Below are 16,898 nucleotides of genomic sequence, written 5' to 3' on the forward strand. Positions count from 1 at the left end.
TCTTGATTTTTCAATAGGTAAGTTTACACTAAATCTGGAGTAATAAGAGGAAATCATTATGCCCCCAGCTGAGTTACGCCAGTTCAATACACCAACTAGACGTAAGTCTGACCGTTACCCTGTAGAGCGCAATGGCGTCTACATTGTGAAATCTGGTCAGTTCCACTATCGAGATAAGTCAGGAGAAGACATCATTCTCAACGCAGGTGACTTTCTTCTTTACAGTTCTGGTGATATTTCTAATGTAAAAATGATCAATACAAGCGGTAATTTTGAAGCAGAATCCTTAATATTTGACATTTCTATTTTTCAAAAATTCATCACTTATACCAATAGTACAAGCTATCAAGCATCGGCTAGAGAGTCCTTCATTTTTACATCTGAAGACACCTCAATTGTAAAACTATTAAACTTAATCAAAGAGCAATCAACAAATAATACCTGTGATACATCGGTTGAATTTTTAATTCTGGCTCTCTTAAGTGAAATGGTTCATCAGTTCCCAGATCTTATTGCTTTCATTCATCGAATTTCTGTCCTTACCACCTCACAGAGGTTAATTCGTTATGTAGAGCAAAATATCTCAACAGATCTTACTATTGATACCGTTGCACCCAAATTAGGTATGTCATCCTCAACACTTAAGCGAAAGTTGCAATCAGATAAGCTCTCTTTTGCACATCTAGTTAAAGTCAAACGCATCAACTATGCCGCGACTCAATTAAGAATAACTCGTAAAACAATCACTGAAATCGCCTATGAAACGGGGTTCAAAACTGCCGCACATTTTAGTACGACCTTTAAATTTATTCATGGGTTAACCCCAAAAGAATTTAGAGAATCAATCCACTCATAACTGTCACATTGGTGTAACACTGTCACTTTATGATGCCTTTTTTCATTATGGATTTAGGTTATGTTTAAAGCGCTTAGTTACACCACTTTTGTTACAGGGTTACTTTTCTGTTCCTCTGTTTATGCTGCAAATTCGAATACTGTTATTGCAGGGTCTACTTCTGTCTCTAACCTACTCGAACCTTTTATTGAAAAATACAATCATACCAATCAAGTCCAAATTGATTTGCAAAGCATTGGCTCTAGTGCTGGTATTAAATTACTGGTTGATAACACGGTAAATTTAGCAATTAGCTCTCGCCAACTCTCCGATAAAGAAAAAGAAACATTAAACTCCACGATTATTGCATTTGATGCGATTGCTGTTGTTGTTCATCCTGAAAATAAAATTACTAGTTTGTCAGCTGACAATATTTGGAAAATTTATCATGGCGACATTAAAAATTGGAAAGAAGTCGGTGGTGCAGATAAGAAAATAGCCGTGATCACAAGAGAGCTGGCGTCTGGCTCACGTTTTTCATTTGAAAAGAACTTAGGGTTAACTAAAGAGATCGATTCTTTTACGGTGTCAGATATTAGCTCAAGTGCCATTGTGGTAAATGGGACGAGCATGGTGAAAAGTATTGTTGCTAGAAACCCTCATGCGATAGGTTATGTCTCTGCGGGATCGATTGGTGATCTTGCTCAATTACAAATTGTTAAAATTGATAATGTACTACCATCACCTCAATCGATTATTGAACACAAATACCCATTATCTCGCCCCTTCTTATTTGTGTACAAAAACAAGCAGCTATCACAACAATCAAAAGATTTTATTACTTACATCAATTCGGATGATTTATCGTCTGCAATTCAATCACTAGGCTATGTTAAATAATAGTTATGTCAATATTTTGTTGTAATAACACTTTTAATAACTTATTGTTTAATCGATTTTAATTACAAGGTTATATCATGTTAAGTGTAAACAGTTATTTTGAAGACAAAGTAAAATCTATCGGTTTTGACCAAAATGGCAATGCTATTTCTGTTGGCGTTATGTTACCTGGTAACTATACTTTTGGAACGAATGCTGCAGAGAAAATGACCGTTATCAGCGGCTCACTTGAAATCAAACGTACAACCGATATTGATTGGGTTACTTTTGTGTCTGGTGAAGACTTCTCAGTTGAAGGTAATTCTTCTTTTGATGTAAGAGTAAGTCTTGAAACCGCTTATCTATGTGAGTATTTATAATTTTATATTCTGCATAGCTTAATATAAAAAATGCCAAGTGAGATAACTCACTTGGCATTTTTATTGTCTTAAGCTTTATTGGCTTAAACTTTATTCCCTTAAACAAAAAGACTTAAAAATCAGTCTTATTCGTCATCAACAACCAATGTCTTTGGCTTTTTCTTTGGCATAAACACTTGATCACCCACTGCTACGTTAGTGTGGAATGAGTTATCACGCTTCTTAGCTGTTTTTGGTTTGTGAGAAGCACGTTTCGCTGCCGTTTTCTTAGCGTCGCCTTTCTTAACAAACGTACGTTTTTTCTTAGGTACAAGACCTTTGAATTTACCTTTTAGATCTTCAAATACAGAGAACGTTAATTCTTTCTGCAGGAAGTTTTCTATACGCTTAAAGCTTTCCCAGTCTTTTGGACCAACAAGAGAGATTGCCGTCCCTTTTTTACCAGCACGACCAGTACGACCAACACGGTGAACGTATTCTTCCATATGTTTTGGCATATCGAAGTTGATAACGTGAGTTACGCTCGTTAAATCTAAACCACGAGAAGCAACGTCCGTCGTAACGAGAATTTTATGTGCTCGGCGCTCAAACTGACTCATGATGTTATTACGAGCAGTTTGGTTCATGTCACCACTTAGGGCTACTGCTTTAAGCTTACGCTCATTAAGTAATTCAGTTAGACGATCAGTGTCAGCGCGAGTTGCTGTGAAAATCATGATTTGGAAGTATTTTTCCGTCTCAATGATTTTATCCAATAGCGCTTGTTTATGATCTAAGTGATCACACAAGTAAAAGCTTTGTGTTATATCAGTATGTTCATCTGTTGATAGACCAACAGATACAAACTTAGGATTATCAAGCATATTACCCGCAAACTGAGTCACTGCGTCATGGTCTAATGTTGCAGAAAACATTAATGTTTGACGACGACGGTGATTTGCCGCTTTATGGATCTTCTGAAGGTGCTCAGCAAAGCCGAGATCAAGCATACGGTCTGCTTCATCAAGGATTAATGTTTCTAGACCATTCAAGAACAAAGATTGGTGCTCTAGGTGATCAGCCAAACGACCAGGTGTTGCTACGATAAATTTAGGGAATTTACGCAGTGCATTCACTTGGTCATTGAAGTTTTCACCACCTGTAATGAGAGTAGCGTCATAACTTAACCCGCCCAACATACTACGTAGGTGTGTGTATACTTGTTTTGCTAATTCACGCGTTGGTGCCAAGATCACAGCTCGTGGATCATTCTTAGAGAACGATTTTGATTTCAGTGATTTATGAAGCATTGGCAAAACAAATGCTAACGTTTTTCCTGAACCTGTTTTTGATGACGCAAGAATGTCTTTACCTGCCATCGCTACAGGGACAGCTTTACGCTGAATTTCTGTCGGCTTTTTGATGTTCTGATGAGCGAGATTTTTTAATAGGCGATTATCTAAACCTAAATCTTTAAATTGCAAAAGCTGCACTCCAATTTCGAGTATTATTGATGGGTAACCAGTCATTCTGGTCTAATGCGGCGGAGTATAGCATAAGTGTCGTTTATCTTGCTACAATATGCACAAACAGATAGAAAGTCTTAACGTATAAAAAAAACAACTTAAATTATAAGAAAAAGTAGAAAAGTCTATGAGCATTCAAATTACTGGAACATTAGCAAAAATGCGCGCATCACTGCTTGACGGTGCGGTTCAATATCGACTACCTGTTGGTGAAGAAGAAATCGAGCTTAACGCATTAATAGGTAAAACACTGACATTAACGCATACGGGCAATATTTTCTGCTGCTCTTGCGGTAAAAAAACCAAGAAAAGTTACTCTCAAGGGCACTGCTTTGTCTGTATGAAAAAACTGGCAAGCTGTGACATGTGCATCATGAAACCAGAAACTTGTCATTTTGCAGAGGGGACTTGTCGTGAGCCGCAATGGGGTGAAGAGAACTGTTTTGTTGACCACTATGTTTATCTATCAAATACTTCAAGCTTGAAGGTAGGTATTACTCGCCATACTCAAATCCCAACGCGGTGGATTGACCAAGGTGCAACACAAGGGTTACCGATAGCTAAAGTTAAGAACCGTTTAATTTCAGGATTAGTTGAAATTGAATTAGCAAAATTAATCGCTGACAAAACCAATTGGCGCACTCTGCTAAAAGGCAATAATGAACCTCTAGCCTTAAAAGAAGCGGCATTAGAGCTATTGCCACAAGTTGAAGAAGCGATTGCTAAAATTCAAGTTGAACACGGTGACGACTCAGTTGAATTGTTAGATGAGAATATTCTTGATATCGCATTCCCTGTTAATGAATTTCCAACCAAAATTATCAGTCATAATTTTGATAAAAACCCAGAAGTGACTGGTGTTCTCAATGGCATAAAAGGTCAATATTTACTGTTTGATACTGGTGTGATTAATATTCGTAAGTTTGGTTCTTATGAAGTGACTGTTACTGCCTAACTTAAAAGGGCATTCATTGTTATAAAATGAATGCCCTTCCCTAATTATTTTATTTCTAAGGTAAGTGATAGTTAGAAAAAATCGTCAATAAAATCACTCTTTATCTGTCAAAGATTCTATCTTCTCTTCCGGTAAAGGGCCTTCTTTAAAAACAACAAATGTTACACCGTCGTTTACTGTCGCTTTTGCCGCATCGCCTATAAGCTTACAGTTCTGCGTACTAAACTGTGATTTCTCTCGATTTTCCATTTAACTTACTTTGCTTATTTATACTGATTCAGTTATCAATATTGATATGCAAATAAATGGAGTCATGCATGATTTTAACAACTAAAGATGAGTTTGAGACTCACTTATTTATAGATGAAATAACAGGTGCATATCACTCTAAATATGACGAACTCTTATTACAGAGTGTTTTTCAACCAATCCTTAATTCATCAAAAGAAACAATTGGTTATGAAGCATTACTACGTATTCACGATGCTAATATGCAACCGATCAGACCTGACTTATTTTTTCAAGACGCAAAAAGATCTCTTCATCAAATTTTAAATGTTGAACGCCTTAGCCGTATTATCCATATTCGTAATTTTGCGCAACTCTCACAAGAGAACACCCAACTTTTTCTAAATGTATTACCTGAATCAGCTATCCATTTTCACCAACATAAACTCGAAAATATCAATATGTCTTTATTAGAGGCAAGAATAAAAGAGCTAAACCTAATGCCTCAACAAGTAACACTTGAATTGCTTGAGTTTCACTATCACGATGAAGAACGCCTAGCTATGGCTATTCAAGATATTAAAAATCATGGTTTTAATGTTGCTATTGATGATTTTGGCTGTGGAGCATCCTGCGAAAAAAGAGTATCGAGTTTACAGCCACACATCATTAAAGTAGATCGTAAATTACTTCTTCAGTACGATAAAGGGGTAACTAAACCATTATTATCCGCTGTCAATTTAGCTAAAAAAGAAAATGCAAAAATCGTTATTGAAGGAATAGAAACAACGTCACAATATGAAAAAATGAAAGCATTAGGTGTGGATTATTTTCAAGGCTTTTTAATAGGTAAACCTTTGCCTTTACATCAACAAAATCACCAAGCTGCGTAACTTCCCTTTACTCTTGTGACTTTACCGTTAAAATAGCGTTTTTGATTTTTTAAAGGATTCACGCTATGTCCATCCAATGGTTCCCTGGTCACATGCATAAAGCACAAAAAGAGATCGCAGAAGTGATCCCTAAAATGGATGTGATCATCGAAGTACTTGATGCTCGTATCCCTTTCAGTAGCGAGAATCCAATGATCGCCTCTTTACGCCAAGATAAGCCTTGTATTAAAGTTTTGAACAAGCGTGATTTAGCCGATCCTGAAGTGACTCAACGTTGGATTGAGCATCTTGAGAAAGAACAAGGCGTGACGGCAATGGCAGTGACAACCAGTAACCCTGATGAAATCCATAAAATCATGGAAAGATGTCGTAAGCTGGTTCCACACCGTGAAGCGATGGGAAAAAACGTTCGTACCATGATTATGGGTATTCCGAACGTAGGTAAATCAACCATCATTAATACCTTAGCCGGGCGTATGATTGCAGTAACTGGTAACCAACCCGCGGTAACTCGTCGTCAACAACGTATTAACTTGCAAAACGGAGTAGTTCTTTCTGATACTCCTGGTATTTTATGGCCTAAAGTTGAAAATCCACACAGTGGTTTCCGCCTTGCTGCCACTGGTGCAGTTAAAGATACAGCAATGGATTACGATGAGGTGGCTTTCTATACTGTTGAGTATTTAGCAAAACAGTATCCTGAGCGTTTAAAAGAGCGTTATAACTTAGATGACTTACCAGATAACGATTTAGAGTTAATGGAAGCGATTGGTCGCAGTCGTGGTTGCTTACAAGCTGGCGGACGAATTAATATCTATAAAGCGTCTGAAATTCTACTTCATGAACTTCGTTCTGGTACATTAGGTCAATTGACTCTGGAACTTCCAGACATGATCCCTGCTGAACTTGAAGCCGTTGAAATTGCAGCTGCGCTGAAAGTTGAACAACAAATTAAGAAAAAAGAAGAACGCCGTAAACGTTACTTGAAAAACAAACGTTAATTCTTTATAAACATATATATAAAAAGAGAGGCTAACCAATACGTTAACCTCTCTTTTTTTATTCTTATTACTGAACCTATTACTCTTCAATACGTAAACTCAATAACACACCTTCCAACTGATCCCAAGGTAACAGCTGAGTATCAATCACTTCTAATTTTGACTCCATGCCATCAATACTAAGTAAATTGACAGAAACAACGCCATTAGCAACATTGAATGCATAAAAGCCTTTGTTAGTGTTCATCACCGCTTTAACACGCTCAGCAGTCAATGCTGAGAGCATTGAAAATAACTCATCAAAATCAAATATCGATTCGGCCCCAAAGAACCAACCACAACTAACATAACCCTGTCCTTTATTTTCTTTACGGCAGAATTTTTGGCCCGGTTCTAATACCATTTCAACAATATCTTGTTCAGCATGATGATGATGGTGATCTTCAATAACTAGCTCAGTTGTTCGATCTTCATCTAACCACTGTAGAGGCAATTCACCATGATCAATGGTGGTTGATTTTGGTTGATGTGGTAACGTTTTAACCCAAGAGTGAAATAAACATTCATCATAATTTGATGACATGTCCATTTTAGTTGCAACAACGACATCAGAAATATTCAGTTGATCGTTAAAGTTTTGATTACTCGTATACTTCTCATCAGATAAATTTCGCGGGTCAACAAGGCCAAGTGTTGCTTTTAAATCAATATAATTCTTGTAATTTTCTGACTGTAAAATAGCCAATATCTTTTTAGGATGACCTAAGCCCGTTGGTTCAATAATCAAACGGTCTGGTTTTTGTCTTAAAAGTGCATTTATCCCTACCGACATTGGTAAACCGGCAGTACAACACATACAACCGCCAGGCACCTCTTTCACCATTGCACCACTGGCCGTTAAGAATGCACCATCAATACCGACTTCACCAAATTCATTGACTAAAACAGCCCAAGACTCTTCTTCTGGTTTGTTTTTTAATAGCTGTAATATTGTGGTGGTTTTTCCAACACCAAGAAAGCCGGTAATAATATTCGTTGGTATTTTTTTCATCATATTACTCTTTATTAGTACAATCTTTTTTTATGATACCCCTAGTGCGTCTCATGATACTAATTATTTTAGAATACTTATCTATTAACTTATGAAATCAATTACATAAATTTCTCTTTTGAGTTATGTTAACTGCATGTAGATATAACATCTATTTTCTAATTAAAGGTTTTCTGTATGTTTAACTTCTTTGAACGGCTTACTACCGCTTTCCCAAAGCAAGAACCAAAGCAGCCGCCTAAAGGCTTGTATGCATTTTGTCGTCATTACACAAGAGGCTATGAACTCCCTCTTATTGCAATGTCTTCTCTAAGTGCCATTATTGCAGTAATTGAAGTCTCTCTCTTTGGTTTTATGGGACAGTTAGTTGATTGGTTATCAACACATGACAGAGAGACATTTTTAGCTCAAGAGGGGCACACTTTAATGTGGCTAGGCCTACTTGTAGTCGTTGGCGTTCCTATTTTAATCCTTATTCACTCTCTCATTACTCACCAAACGTTGTTGGGGAATTACCCAATGGCCATTCGCTGGCAGGCTCATCGATACCTTCTAAAACAGAGTGTGTCGTTTTATTCTGATGATTTTGCGGGACGTATTGCAACAAAAGTAATGCAAACCTCTCTGTCTGTTCGTGAAACGGTAATGAAACTACTTGATGTATTGGTGTATATCTCCGTTTATTTCACCTCAATGATCGTTATGGTTGGTCAAGCAGACTGGCGACTAATGGCGCCAATGCTGATATGGCTCGCTGCCTATATTGCTATCCAGTTTTACTTCGTTCCAAAATTAAAAGCGATTTCGGAAAAACAAGCCGATGCCCGCTCAACCATGACAGGCCGTATTGTTGATAGCTATACAAACATTAATACAGTAAAACTATTTAGTCACAGTAAACGTGAAACAGAGTACGCCGAAGAAGGTATGAAAGAGTTCCTTGGGACGGTACATAAACAGATGCGTTTAGCGACAGGAATTAATATCTCGGTCGAAATCATCAACTATCTGCTTGTTTTTTCTATCGCCGCGGTATCTATCATGCTGTGGATTGATAATGTTCTTTCTGTTGGTGCGATTGCGATTGCGATTAGTCTAGCCTTACGTGTTAATGGCATGTCTCACTGGATCATGTGGGAAATTAGTTCGTTATTTGAAAATCTAGGTACTGTAACTGATGGTATGAACACTCTAGCAAAACCTATCACCATTAACGATAAACCGAATGCGACAGAGCTGAAAGTTACTCAGGGCAGCATTAAATTTGATAACGTTAATTTTCATTATGGTGAGAATAAAGGCGTCATTAACGATTTAACCCTCGAAATAAAACCAGGTGAAAAAATTGGCTTAGTTGGTCGCTCTGGTGCGGGTAAATCTACACTAGTTAATCTGTTACTCCGTTTTCATGATATTGAATCAGGCTCTATTTCTATTGATGGTCACGATCTAAGGGATGTAACACAAGATTCATTACGTAGCCAAATAGGAATGGTTAGCCAGGATACCTCCCTACTTCATCGCTCTATCAGAGATAACATCAAATATGGCAGACCTGATGCAAGTGATGACGAACTGTTTGCTGCCACCAAGCAAGCCCAAGCTCATGAGTTTATTGAAACTTTAACAGACTCTTATGGCAGTAAAGGCTACGATGCTCAAGTTGGTGAACGTGGGGTTAAGCTGTCGGGAGGCCAACGTCAACGTATTGCTATATCACGAGTACTACTAAAAGATGCGCCGCTATTGATCTTAGATGAAGCAACCTCTGCACTTGATTCTGAAGTAGAAGCGGCAATACAAGACAGTTTAGATGAATTAATGAAAGGAAAGACTGTAATAGCAATCGCACACCGCTTATCAACGATAGCTGCAATGGATAGATTACTAGTGATGGACCAAGGTAAAGTGGTTGAACAAGGCTCACACCAAGAACTGGTTCAATTAGGTGGGATTTACGCTCAACTTTGGGCTCACCAAACCGGTGGGTTTATTAGTGATTAGAAGCTAGGTAATTTATAAAGTGAAAAACAATCTGATATTTTTCTTTTTGTTTTTTCACTTTATATTCATATAATAGCTAAGAGTAGTGAGTTCTCAATGTTTGATGATAACAGACTGATTTAATGTAGATTTAAAAGGTAATTTCCACTACATTATAAGCAACTATTTTCAAAGGATTTACCATGCTACGCGGACCACTTTCCCTTCTTATTTTTTTATTTTTTAATCTGGTAATGCCTAATGCTATTGCTCGAGATATTACTCCTGCCGAACTATTTGAAGATGGATTTGCAACGTCATTAGTGCTGTCAGATAGTAATATGATCACCTTTGGTATTGCTGATTTTAACCCGAATAACTATTTAGAAACCGATAACGAAGACTTTGGTAGTTCCGATTCTGTTCAGCTACGTAGCAAAATGCAAGTTTACTCCCTCCCTTATACCTTTGAGTTAACAGATGATCCAGATTCACGATGGAGTCACGAAGTCACTCTTAGAGCGTCTTATGTTAACACTAATATTGATGTTAAATTTGACGAAAAATCCTCACCAGATTCTGATATAGATGAAGTCTTTGGTCTTTATGCTGAATACGCACAAAATTATGTTTTCCGTGAGAACTGGACCATATCTTTTGGTAATGCCCTACACTTAATGCATTACAAAAATACACATCAATATAATTCACGTTTTAGCCAAGATCTATCCTCTATACTCGATGGCAGTTATTATAATGTAACTACGAATGCATTTATGATCGAACCTAAGATCACATTTGAGTACAAAAAGGAAAATGACTGGGGTGAATGGCGATTCAATAATAGTTATCACTATGCATTGGGCCAAGGTTTTGGTGGTACATCAAATGTAAGTTCCGATGTAAATCCAGAAGTATGGCGCTTTGTAAATAGCGTTCAACTTAGATACAACATGGCGCATTGGAATCATTTTGCTCAAGTCCTTTACTTAAAAGCAAAACGTGTTGATCTTGGTGGTGATGTAAACGAACCTCTAGGTACTAATTACTATTATGAATTCAATATTGCATGGTTAATCGATACTAGAAAGTGGATTTCCCTTGTCGATAATGTAGGCATTGGTTTCACTTTTAATGTAGGAAGTGCTTTACGTGGTGGAAGTATCGTCTTATTTTACAATGAATAACAACGAAAAGTAACCACAAAAACAACAACCACAACAGTATGTTTATATGTTTTACCTTACGCTAACCCTATCGCATTGATAATAATGATACTATCGCCCCTTAAAATCAGACTATATCCTTCAGAATAAATGCATTAAAATACATTTATTCTTCATTTATTTTCGTTAGCGTTATCTAATGGAAAAAAGGAATGATATTTCAACGTAGGAGTACTATGTCAAACACTCTATCTATTGGCGCACTAGAATCATTTTTAATTGCCATTGCGGTACTATTTTTAGGCCACCTAATCAATTCAAAAGTAGTGCTATTTAAAAAATACAACATCCCAGAACCGATTGTTGGTGGGTTAATTGTTGCTGTTGCTATTACGCTATTGCACTTTCAGGGAATTAACTTACAGTTCTCTTTACCTTTACAAAGTACATTCATGTTAATGTTCTTTAGTACTGTTGGTCTAGCGGCAAACTATAAGCAACTGATTAAAGGAGGAACTAAAGTCTTCTTATTTCTTGCTATCGCTTCTGTTTACATCATTATCCAAAATGGTATTGGTGTCAGCCTTGCTAGCTTAATGGGACTTGATCCGTTAATGGGATTAATCGCAGGTTCTATTACACTATCTGGTGGTCACGGAACTGGTGCGGCTTGGTCGCAGACGTTTTCTGAAATGTATCATTTAAATACGCTTGAGCTTGCAATGGCCTCAGCAACGTTTGGGTTAATTATGGGTGGATTAATCGGTAGCCCTATTGCGCAAAAACTAATTCATAAACATAAACTTGAATCTGAATATGGCACAGGAGTCGATACCCATACCCGCTTCCCTGAGGTTGTAACCTATAATGAACGCGAAGAAGAAAAAGTTACTGCTAAAAAAGTAATTGAAACTTTATTTGTACTTTTACTTTGTGTTGTGGGTGCTGGTTATCTTGGTGATTTTGTCGCAACCTTTGATATTGCCTGGCTAAAAATTCCTGATTTTGTTTATGCTTTGTTTATTGGCGTATTCATTACCAATATTACTGAAGTGACTAAGGTTCATAAAATAGATACTGAGACAGTGGATATTTTGGGTACTGTCTCACTGGCTCTATTTTTAGCGATGGCATTAATGAGCCTAAAATTATGGAATATCTTTGATTTAGCCATTCCATTATTAGTTATTCTATCGGTACAAACTGTTGTATTAGCATTGTTCTCATACTTTATTACTTTCCGAGCTATGGGCTCAAACTATGATGCAGCGGTAATAGCTGGCGGACATTGCGGCTTTGGCTTAGGTGCAACACCTACTGCGGTAATGAATATGGGCTCATTAGTTTCTCGTTTTGGTCCCTCACCACAAGCATTTATGGTAGTGCCTATTGTAGGTGCGTTCTTTATTGATATTGTAAATTTAATTATTTTACAAACTTACATTAGCTTTATTGGATGATCTTTTATTTCTAATCGTAAAAAGCCGACGATTCCATTCTGAATCGTCGGCTTTTTTGTATTAATTCACAGCATAGACTCAACAACTCAATCTGGATATTGTTGTCGTATTTCTACAAATTTATCGATATGTTTGATAAATAAAGCACATAATTCTGGATCAAATTGCTTCCCACACTCTCGATTAAGCAGCTCAACAACCTTTTCTAACGGCCATGCTTCTTTATAGCAACGCTTACTCATTAAGGCATCAAACACGTCAGTAATAGCAGTAATACGTGCAAAAATATGTATCTCATGCGCGGCGAGTTTATTTGGATAGCCTTTTCCATCCCATCGTTCGTGATGCTCCAACGCGATTCTAGCAGCCGATTGCATTATTTCGCCATCACCAGAGCTTAGCAACTTATAACCAATCTCTGTATGTGTTTCGATAATTACTCTTTCTTCTTGAGTTAATCTACCTGGCTTATCCAATATTGCTTCAGAGATCCCTATTTTACCGACATCATGCATTGGACTTATAACTTCAATAAGTTTGTATTCATTTTTGGGTAAACCATATATCTTACCTAACAATCGTGACATTTTAGCTACACGACGTACGTGGTTTCCCGTTTCTCCAGATCGAGTTTCAATCGCATCGCCAAGAACTTCAATCATTTCTCTTTGTACGTTTAACATTTTATTTTGCAAAGCAAAAATATGTGACTTATTCTCCTTCAATTCCTTCTTACGGCGAATCCCTATGAACTGTATAATAATCATCCTTAACGTCATCGCGATTAAGAGAGCGGCTACCGTGATTATATTTCTATTTTCATAAAGGAATGAGGACGGTGTATTTACAATACTTGATGCGTATGGTAAATCTTCTTTTTCTAACTTAAATTTTTCAACTACCCCATGCTCAAAAACAAATCCTTCCCATGCGGTAGGATAATTTATCACACTATCAACCAATGAAAATTTCAATTGATGGCTTAATGATAAAATTGATTGAACGCCTAGTGAGTATGAACGGTTAACATAACCACCTAATACACCATAGCCAATATAATGCTCCCAAAAGACAAAGATTGGCGCTGAACTATTTTTTGATAATATAGAAGCAACAGACGCATAATCATAGTATTGTCCCTGCTGTAATTCAGTATTGTAGTGCGTTAAAAATACAACCGATTTAGGAGGCAGTTTCGATAAAAATAGTGCAGTTTCTGCCAGAGGTTTATCACTTATAGTAATAATGGTTAAATTTGAAAAATTTTTTGCTTCATTTAAAAATCGACGACGGATAAGTTGAGATGTTAAACTATCATCACTAAGCAGATAAACCGTTTTTGTTTGAGGAAAAAGAGATTGAACCAATTCTAAATTTTCAGAAATATGGTCCCTTTCATAATAAACCGTGGTTCGATCTTTTAATGAACCGAGATCAATATTGAGGTTATTTATACCAATGGCAACAATAGGAATGCTAGGAAATAATCGGTCTCCATTTTGAATAAGAAAGTTAATTCCATTATCATCAGAAACAATAATCGCATCAAAATAATCTCTTGTGTACTTAGCTTCTAAATAAATTGCATATTGCGTTCTATAATCATCACCTTTAATTCGCTTTGAATCCATATATTCCATAGATAGTCGAATTGGTTTATCACTATTTTTAGTTGTATTTTTTATTCCATCTTCAATATTTTTAGTCCACTCATAAGAATGGCTGTACGAGTGTAAAACTAAAATATTAATCGGTTTTTCTGTATTAGATACTTGCGCAGCAGAGTTCAACGAGAAAAACACGAGAAAGAAACTAAACAATAATGAAGAGTAATTACGCATACATTTATCGCTCAATAAACAAAAATAAAATTAGTTTTTAATACAAGCCTTAAAGGTATTTTTAAACTTGATAGACTGCTGAGCCATTACTGCACTTAAAAAGCCATTTTCATCGATAATATCACTGGTTAGTGCGATGTCAGAAACATACATGATATCTTCAACAACCTGAGATAAACAGGCTGCGATCGGTGTCATACCATCAAGAGCAACAAATAATTGATAATCATCACACAGATCAATTTGAGTTAAAAACTCAAGCATATCATCGTATTCGGCTGTCCATTGACTTGCCACTGTCATTGCCCAACGAATAGTTAATCGATGTTCTGTAACAGGTAAAATGAATACTGTCTCAGGAAGGGTTACTTCAGAGAATGAATGTTCTACAGCGTCTTTAGCAGGTTGCTTTAAGTAAACATCGCGACCTTTCACACTTTCAGGTGTAGGAAAGTCAACATTAACTTGATCTACTAACCAAGCCAGCTTTTGCTGATGGAATGTTTCAGAATTAATCATCATAGCACCTACAAAAAAGGATGGTTACCCATCCTTTATATCATTAAATTTTAGAAGTTTAAGAAAGCGTAAGCCGCTTCATATGCTTCTTGTTGGTAACCTTTAAGGCCAATTTCTTTTACACGTAGCATTTCAGGTGCACGTTTAAGGCTTGCTTTTTGGTCTGTAGCAGTTAGTACTTCAACTTCAATTTCATCAATAAGTTGAATAGCGGCCTCTAGTTTAAAACCAACAGCACCACCCGCAAATTTACCTTTCATTAAACGTTCTTTAATTACAACCGTTTCAATTTGGTAATCTTGCATTAATTTTTTAAATTTAAACTGAAAATCACGGATAGATTCCGTTTTAGATGGCTCAGTAATATCAAATTTAGCAACACGACAATCTGGTAGGTCAATCATGCCATCTGATTTATTAACTAAACAGATGATTGCTTCATTACCTTTAAGCTCTACGCCACATACTTTCATTTTAAAATCCTAACAATGTCTTGAACTCATTGATTATAAGCTTAAATTAATAAAATAGATACGTTGAATCTAACAATAAAAATGAGCCACTAAAAATCATTGTCCCCAAATATTACAAAAATCAGGAACACACATTCTTTGTTGTGGTGCTGAACTACAACCGGCCATTAATGCTGCCATCATCAAAACGGTAATGATTTGTTTTTTCACAATATAATCCACAATCAAATTCTATATAATAAATACTAGCGCATTTCTAACAAATGAAACACTGATATTTACCCTCTTTATCTCTATATACTTTAACAGGTAATCACTGCTAATGAGTAGAAACCTCAACGCCTAATAAAAGAGACGTTGACCTCAAAAGAGAACCTCTTCACTAAAAAATCACATTTAATGTTATAGTTACTGTATCGCCCATTTAGAGAATAACTTTATGAAAAAATTACTAATAGCTGTAAGTATCGTCGGATTACTTGCTGGCTGCTCAGATAACGAGGTTGGCGATGTGTCGCTAGGCTTATTTACTATGAAAGACATCAAAATCTCAAACCTTGATGATGATAAAATCCCAGGCGTGACTTGTCACATAGCTTCAGTTGAAGCGAATGTAAGTCTAGCTGATCCAAGTGACTCTTCAATCTCATGCCGTCAAACCGGCGAAATCACCCCTGAGATGATCGCTCAAATTGATAGAAGTAAATCTGGTGAAGTGGTCTTTAAACAATCAAAAAGTATTTTCTTCAAATCGATGAAAGTTAGACGTATCTATGATGCAGAGAATCAAACTCTACTTTACTTGTCTTACACAACGAAAGAAACCGAAGGCAGTTTCAAGCATAGTCTATCGACAGTGCCATTGTGGGGAACTAAGGCGTATATAGAGCCTACAACCGCTACTCAATAATATAAATCACAAACTGGATAATGGTTACCCTTATCCAGTTTGCATTTTATCTCTCAATGTCTACCAATGAATTTTCAACACGGTAATCTCTACTCGGCGATTGCATTTTCGCCCAAGAAGCGTCTCGTTGTCACATAATGGAAGGTACTCACCAAAGCCACGAGAATAAAGTTGTGCAGCATTCAATTTATTGGTTAATAAATAACGGCGAACTTCGTTTGATCTCATCTCTGACAAATTCTGATTGTTAACCGCATTACCCGTTACATCGGTGTGTCCATCTAATACTAAAGCAAGTTCAGGTTTTGTTGCCATGACAGAAATAAGTTTATTTAATAAGTTTTTTGCCAATGGCGTTAATTCCGCTTTTGCACTAGAGAAATGAACTTTCTCTTGAATCGAAATCACAAGCTGATCATCACTCACTTCATGATAGGTAACACCTAACTCAGTTAATTGCTCAGACACTTTTCTCATATCATCATCTTTTAACTCACCATTTGGCCCAGTTAACGCACGAGTCACCTCTACAGATTCTGTTTTCTCTGCTAATGGCTTGTAAGGGTCTTCAAATGTTGGGTGTGGCGTCTCTTCTTTAGTTTTAGGAGCGGTATCTAATAAAGAACCACCTTGATGAACACAGCCCACTAAGAGTAGTGAAGCGCAAAGTGATAAAATTCTAACCATAATTAATCCAAGTATTGTTATTCCTTTAAATCCTATCGGCGTGAGACGTTATTCCTTTAAGAATAAAGCGTGACTTTGTGACCCTTATTCCTTTTTTTTGCTTCTAAATAGAACAATTACAAATCAATTTCC

17 protein-coding genes are annotated in these 16,898 nt (G+C 36.7%); 10 read left to right on the forward strand and 7 right to left on the reverse strand.

The window, feature by feature from the left end; genetic code table 11:
• The first annotated feature begins 58 nt into the window (after positions 1-58).
• The 3 genes from PVK62_RS15005 to ppnP all read left to right on the forward strand — a co-directional run bounded on the left by PVK62_RS15005 (position 59) and on the right by ppnP (position 2,094).
• Positions 59-856: a helix-turn-helix domain-containing protein gene (locus PVK62_RS15005; RefSeq protein WP_274444776.1), complete on the forward strand. Its 798-nt coding sequence runs from the start codon at positions 59-61 to the stop codon at positions 854-856.
• A gap of 60 nt (positions 857-916) precedes the next feature.
• Positions 917-1,735: a phosphate ABC transporter substrate-binding protein gene (locus PVK62_RS15010; RefSeq protein ID WP_274444777.1), complete on the forward strand. Its 819-nt coding sequence runs from the start codon at positions 917-919 to the stop codon at positions 1,733-1,735.
• Positions 1,736-1,812: 77 nt separating this feature from the next.
• On the forward strand, positions 1,813-2,094 hold the full coding sequence (gene ppnP, locus PVK62_RS15015) for a pyrimidine/purine nucleoside phosphorylase (RefSeq protein WP_274444779.1): 282 nt from the start codon (positions 1,813-1,815) through the stop codon (positions 2,092-2,094).
• A 125-nt stretch (positions 2,095-2,219) separates the two neighbouring features.
• On the opposite strand, the gene PVK62_RS15020 is transcribed toward ppnP, so the two are convergent.
• Positions 2,220-3,602: a DEAD/DEAH box helicase gene (locus PVK62_RS15020; RefSeq protein ID WP_274444781.1), complete on the reverse strand. Its 1,383-nt coding sequence runs from the start codon at positions 3,600-3,602 to the stop codon at positions 2,220-2,222.
• Positions 3,603-3,726: 124 nt separating this feature from the next.
• On the opposite strand from PVK62_RS15020, the gene PVK62_RS15025 reads away from it, so the two are divergent.
• Positions 3,727-4,554 carry a DUF2797 domain-containing protein gene (locus PVK62_RS15025; RefSeq protein WP_274444782.1) on the forward strand — a complete coding sequence of 276 codons (828 nt, stop codon included), beginning with the start codon at positions 3,727-3,729 and terminating at the stop codon, positions 4,552-4,554.
• 93 nt (positions 4,555-4,647) lie between these two features.
• On the opposite strand, the gene PVK62_RS15030 is transcribed toward PVK62_RS15025, so the two are convergent.
• Complete coding sequence (locus tag PVK62_RS15030) at positions 4,648-4,803, reverse strand: hypothetical protein (RefSeq protein WP_274444783.1); 156 nt, start codon at positions 4,801-4,803, stop codon at positions 4,648-4,650.
• A 68-nt stretch (positions 4,804-4,871) separates the two neighbouring features.
• Between PVK62_RS15030 and PVK62_RS15035 the strand changes: the two genes are divergently transcribed.
• Complete coding sequence (locus PVK62_RS15035) at positions 4,872-5,675, forward strand: EAL domain-containing protein (RefSeq protein ID WP_274444784.1); 804 nt, start codon at positions 4,872-4,874, stop codon at positions 5,673-5,675.
• Positions 5,676-5,740: 65 nt separating this feature from the next.
• The gene (gene ylqF, locus PVK62_RS15040; protein WP_274444785.1) at positions 5,741-6,676 is read left to right on the forward strand and encodes a ribosome biogenesis GTPase YlqF; all 936 of its coding nucleotides are present in this window, start codon (positions 5,741-5,743) and stop codon (positions 6,674-6,676) included.
• A 79-nt stretch (positions 6,677-6,755) separates the two neighbouring features.
• Here the strand turns inward: ylqF and PVK62_RS15045 are convergent, their stop codons facing one another.
• A complete protein-coding gene (locus tag PVK62_RS15045) occupies positions 6,756-7,730 on the reverse strand; it encodes a CobW family GTP-binding protein (protein ID WP_274444786.1) in 975 nt (324 codons plus the stop codon).
• A gap of 174 nt (positions 7,731-7,904) precedes the next feature.
• On the opposite strand from PVK62_RS15045, the gene PVK62_RS15050 reads away from it, so the two are divergent.
• From PVK62_RS15050 to gltS, 3 genes are all read left to right on the forward strand, one after another.
• Positions 7,905-9,731, forward strand: coding sequence for an ABC transporter ATP-binding protein (locus PVK62_RS15050; protein WP_274444787.1), 1,827 nt, complete (start codon positions 7,905-7,907; stop codon positions 9,729-9,731).
• 182 nt (positions 9,732-9,913) lie between these two features.
• Positions 9,914-10,897, forward strand: a complete 984-nt coding sequence (locus PVK62_RS15055; protein WP_274444789.1) for a Solitary outer membrane autotransporter beta-barrel domain — start codon at positions 9,914-9,916, stop codon at positions 10,895-10,897.
• A 215-nt stretch (positions 10,898-11,112) separates the two neighbouring features.
• Positions 11,113-12,336, forward strand: a complete 1,224-nt coding sequence (gene gltS / locus PVK62_RS15060; protein ID WP_274444792.1) for a sodium/glutamate symporter — start codon at positions 11,113-11,115, stop codon at positions 12,334-12,336.
• Positions 12,337-12,422: 86 nt separating this feature from the next.
• Here the strand turns inward: gltS and PVK62_RS15065 are convergent, their stop codons facing one another.
• The 3 genes from PVK62_RS15065 to PVK62_RS15075 are packed head-to-tail and all read right to left on the reverse strand — an operon-like array spanning position 12,423 to position 15,169.
• Positions 12,423-14,177, reverse strand: a complete 1,755-nt coding sequence (locus PVK62_RS15065; RefSeq protein ID WP_274444794.1) for an HD domain-containing phosphohydrolase — start codon at positions 14,175-14,177, stop codon at positions 12,423-12,425.
• A 30-nt stretch (positions 14,178-14,207) separates the two neighbouring features.
• Entirely contained in the window at positions 14,208-14,699 is a 492-nt protein-coding gene (locus PVK62_RS15070; RefSeq protein ID WP_274449467.1) for a hypothetical protein, read from the reverse strand.
• A gap of 47 nt (positions 14,700-14,746) precedes the next feature.
• Positions 14,747-15,169: a DUF3010 family protein gene (locus tag PVK62_RS15075; protein ID WP_274444796.1), complete on the reverse strand. Its 423-nt coding sequence runs from the start codon at positions 15,167-15,169 to the stop codon at positions 14,747-14,749.
• 439 nt (positions 15,170-15,608) lie between these two features.
• On the opposite strand from PVK62_RS15075, the gene PVK62_RS15080 reads away from it, so the two are divergent.
• Positions 15,609-16,079 (forward strand): CreA family protein, encoded by a 471-nt coding sequence (locus PVK62_RS15080; RefSeq protein ID WP_274444797.1) that lies wholly within the window; start codon positions 15,609-15,611, stop codon positions 16,077-16,079.
• 60 nt (positions 16,080-16,139) lie between these two features.
• Here the strand turns inward: PVK62_RS15080 and PVK62_RS15085 are convergent, their stop codons facing one another.
• Entirely contained in the window at positions 16,140-16,766 is a 627-nt protein-coding gene (locus tag PVK62_RS15085; RefSeq protein WP_274444798.1) for an OmpA family protein, read from the reverse strand.
• Positions 16,767-16,898 lie beyond the last annotated feature (132 nt).

It is taken from the genome of Aliivibrio sp. S3MY1 (assembly GCF_028765575.1).
In the GTDB taxonomy this organism is placed as follows: Bacteria; Pseudomonadota; Gammaproteobacteria; order Enterobacterales; family Vibrionaceae; genus Aliivibrio.

Excerpts from the sequence above, each read along its gene's own strand:
- PVK62_RS15005 (WP_274444776.1), top strand. The coding sequence starts at position 59 with ATGCCCCCAGCTGAGTTACGCCAGTTCAATACACCAACTAGACGTAAG.
- PVK62_RS15010 (WP_274444777.1), top strand. The coding sequence starts at position 917 with ATGTTTAAAGCGCTTAGTTACACCACTTTTGTTACAGGGTTACTTTTC.
- ppnP (WP_274444779.1), top strand. The coding sequence starts at position 1,813 with ATGTTAAGTGTAAACAGTTATTTTGAAGACAAAGTAAAATCTATCGGT.
- PVK62_RS15020 (WP_274444781.1), bottom strand. The coding sequence starts at position 3,602 with ATGACTGGTTACCCATCAATAATACTCGAAATTGGAGTGCAGCTTTTG.
- PVK62_RS15025 (WP_274444782.1), top strand. The coding sequence starts at position 3,727 with ATGAGCATTCAAATTACTGGAACATTAGCAAAAATGCGCGCATCACTG.
- PVK62_RS15030 (WP_274444783.1), bottom strand. The coding sequence starts at position 4,803 with ATGGAAAATCGAGAGAAATCACAGTTTAGTACGCAGAACTGTAAGCTT.
- PVK62_RS15035 (WP_274444784.1), top strand. The coding sequence starts at position 4,872 with ATGATTTTAACAACTAAAGATGAGTTTGAGACTCACTTATTTATAGAT.
- ylqF (WP_274444785.1), top strand. The coding sequence starts at position 5,741 with ATGTCCATCCAATGGTTCCCTGGTCACATGCATAAAGCACAAAAAGAG.
- PVK62_RS15045 (WP_274444786.1), bottom strand. The coding sequence starts at position 7,730 with ATGATGAAAAAAATACCAACGAATATTATTACCGGCTTTCTTGGTGTT.
- PVK62_RS15050 (WP_274444787.1), top strand. The coding sequence starts at position 7,905 with ATGTTTAACTTCTTTGAACGGCTTACTACCGCTTTCCCAAAGCAAGAA.
- PVK62_RS15055 (WP_274444789.1), top strand. The coding sequence starts at position 9,914 with ATGCTACGCGGACCACTTTCCCTTCTTATTTTTTTATTTTTTAATCTG.
- gltS (WP_274444792.1), top strand. The coding sequence starts at position 11,113 with ATGTCAAACACTCTATCTATTGGCGCACTAGAATCATTTTTAATTGCC.
- PVK62_RS15065 (WP_274444794.1), bottom strand. The coding sequence starts at position 14,177 with ATGCGTAATTACTCTTCATTATTGTTTAGTTTCTTTCTCGTGTTTTTC.
- PVK62_RS15070 (WP_274449467.1), bottom strand. The coding sequence starts at position 14,699 with ATGATGATTAATTCTGAAACATTCCATCAGCAAAAGCTGGCTTGGTTA.
- PVK62_RS15075 (WP_274444796.1), bottom strand. The coding sequence starts at position 15,169 with ATGAAAGTATGTGGCGTAGAGCTTAAAGGTAATGAAGCAATCATCTGT.
- PVK62_RS15080 (WP_274444797.1), top strand. The coding sequence starts at position 15,609 with ATGAAAAAATTACTAATAGCTGTAAGTATCGTCGGATTACTTGCTGGC.
- PVK62_RS15085 (WP_274444798.1), bottom strand. The coding sequence starts at position 16,766 with ATGGTTAGAATTTTATCACTTTGCGCTTCACTACTCTTAGTGGGCTGT.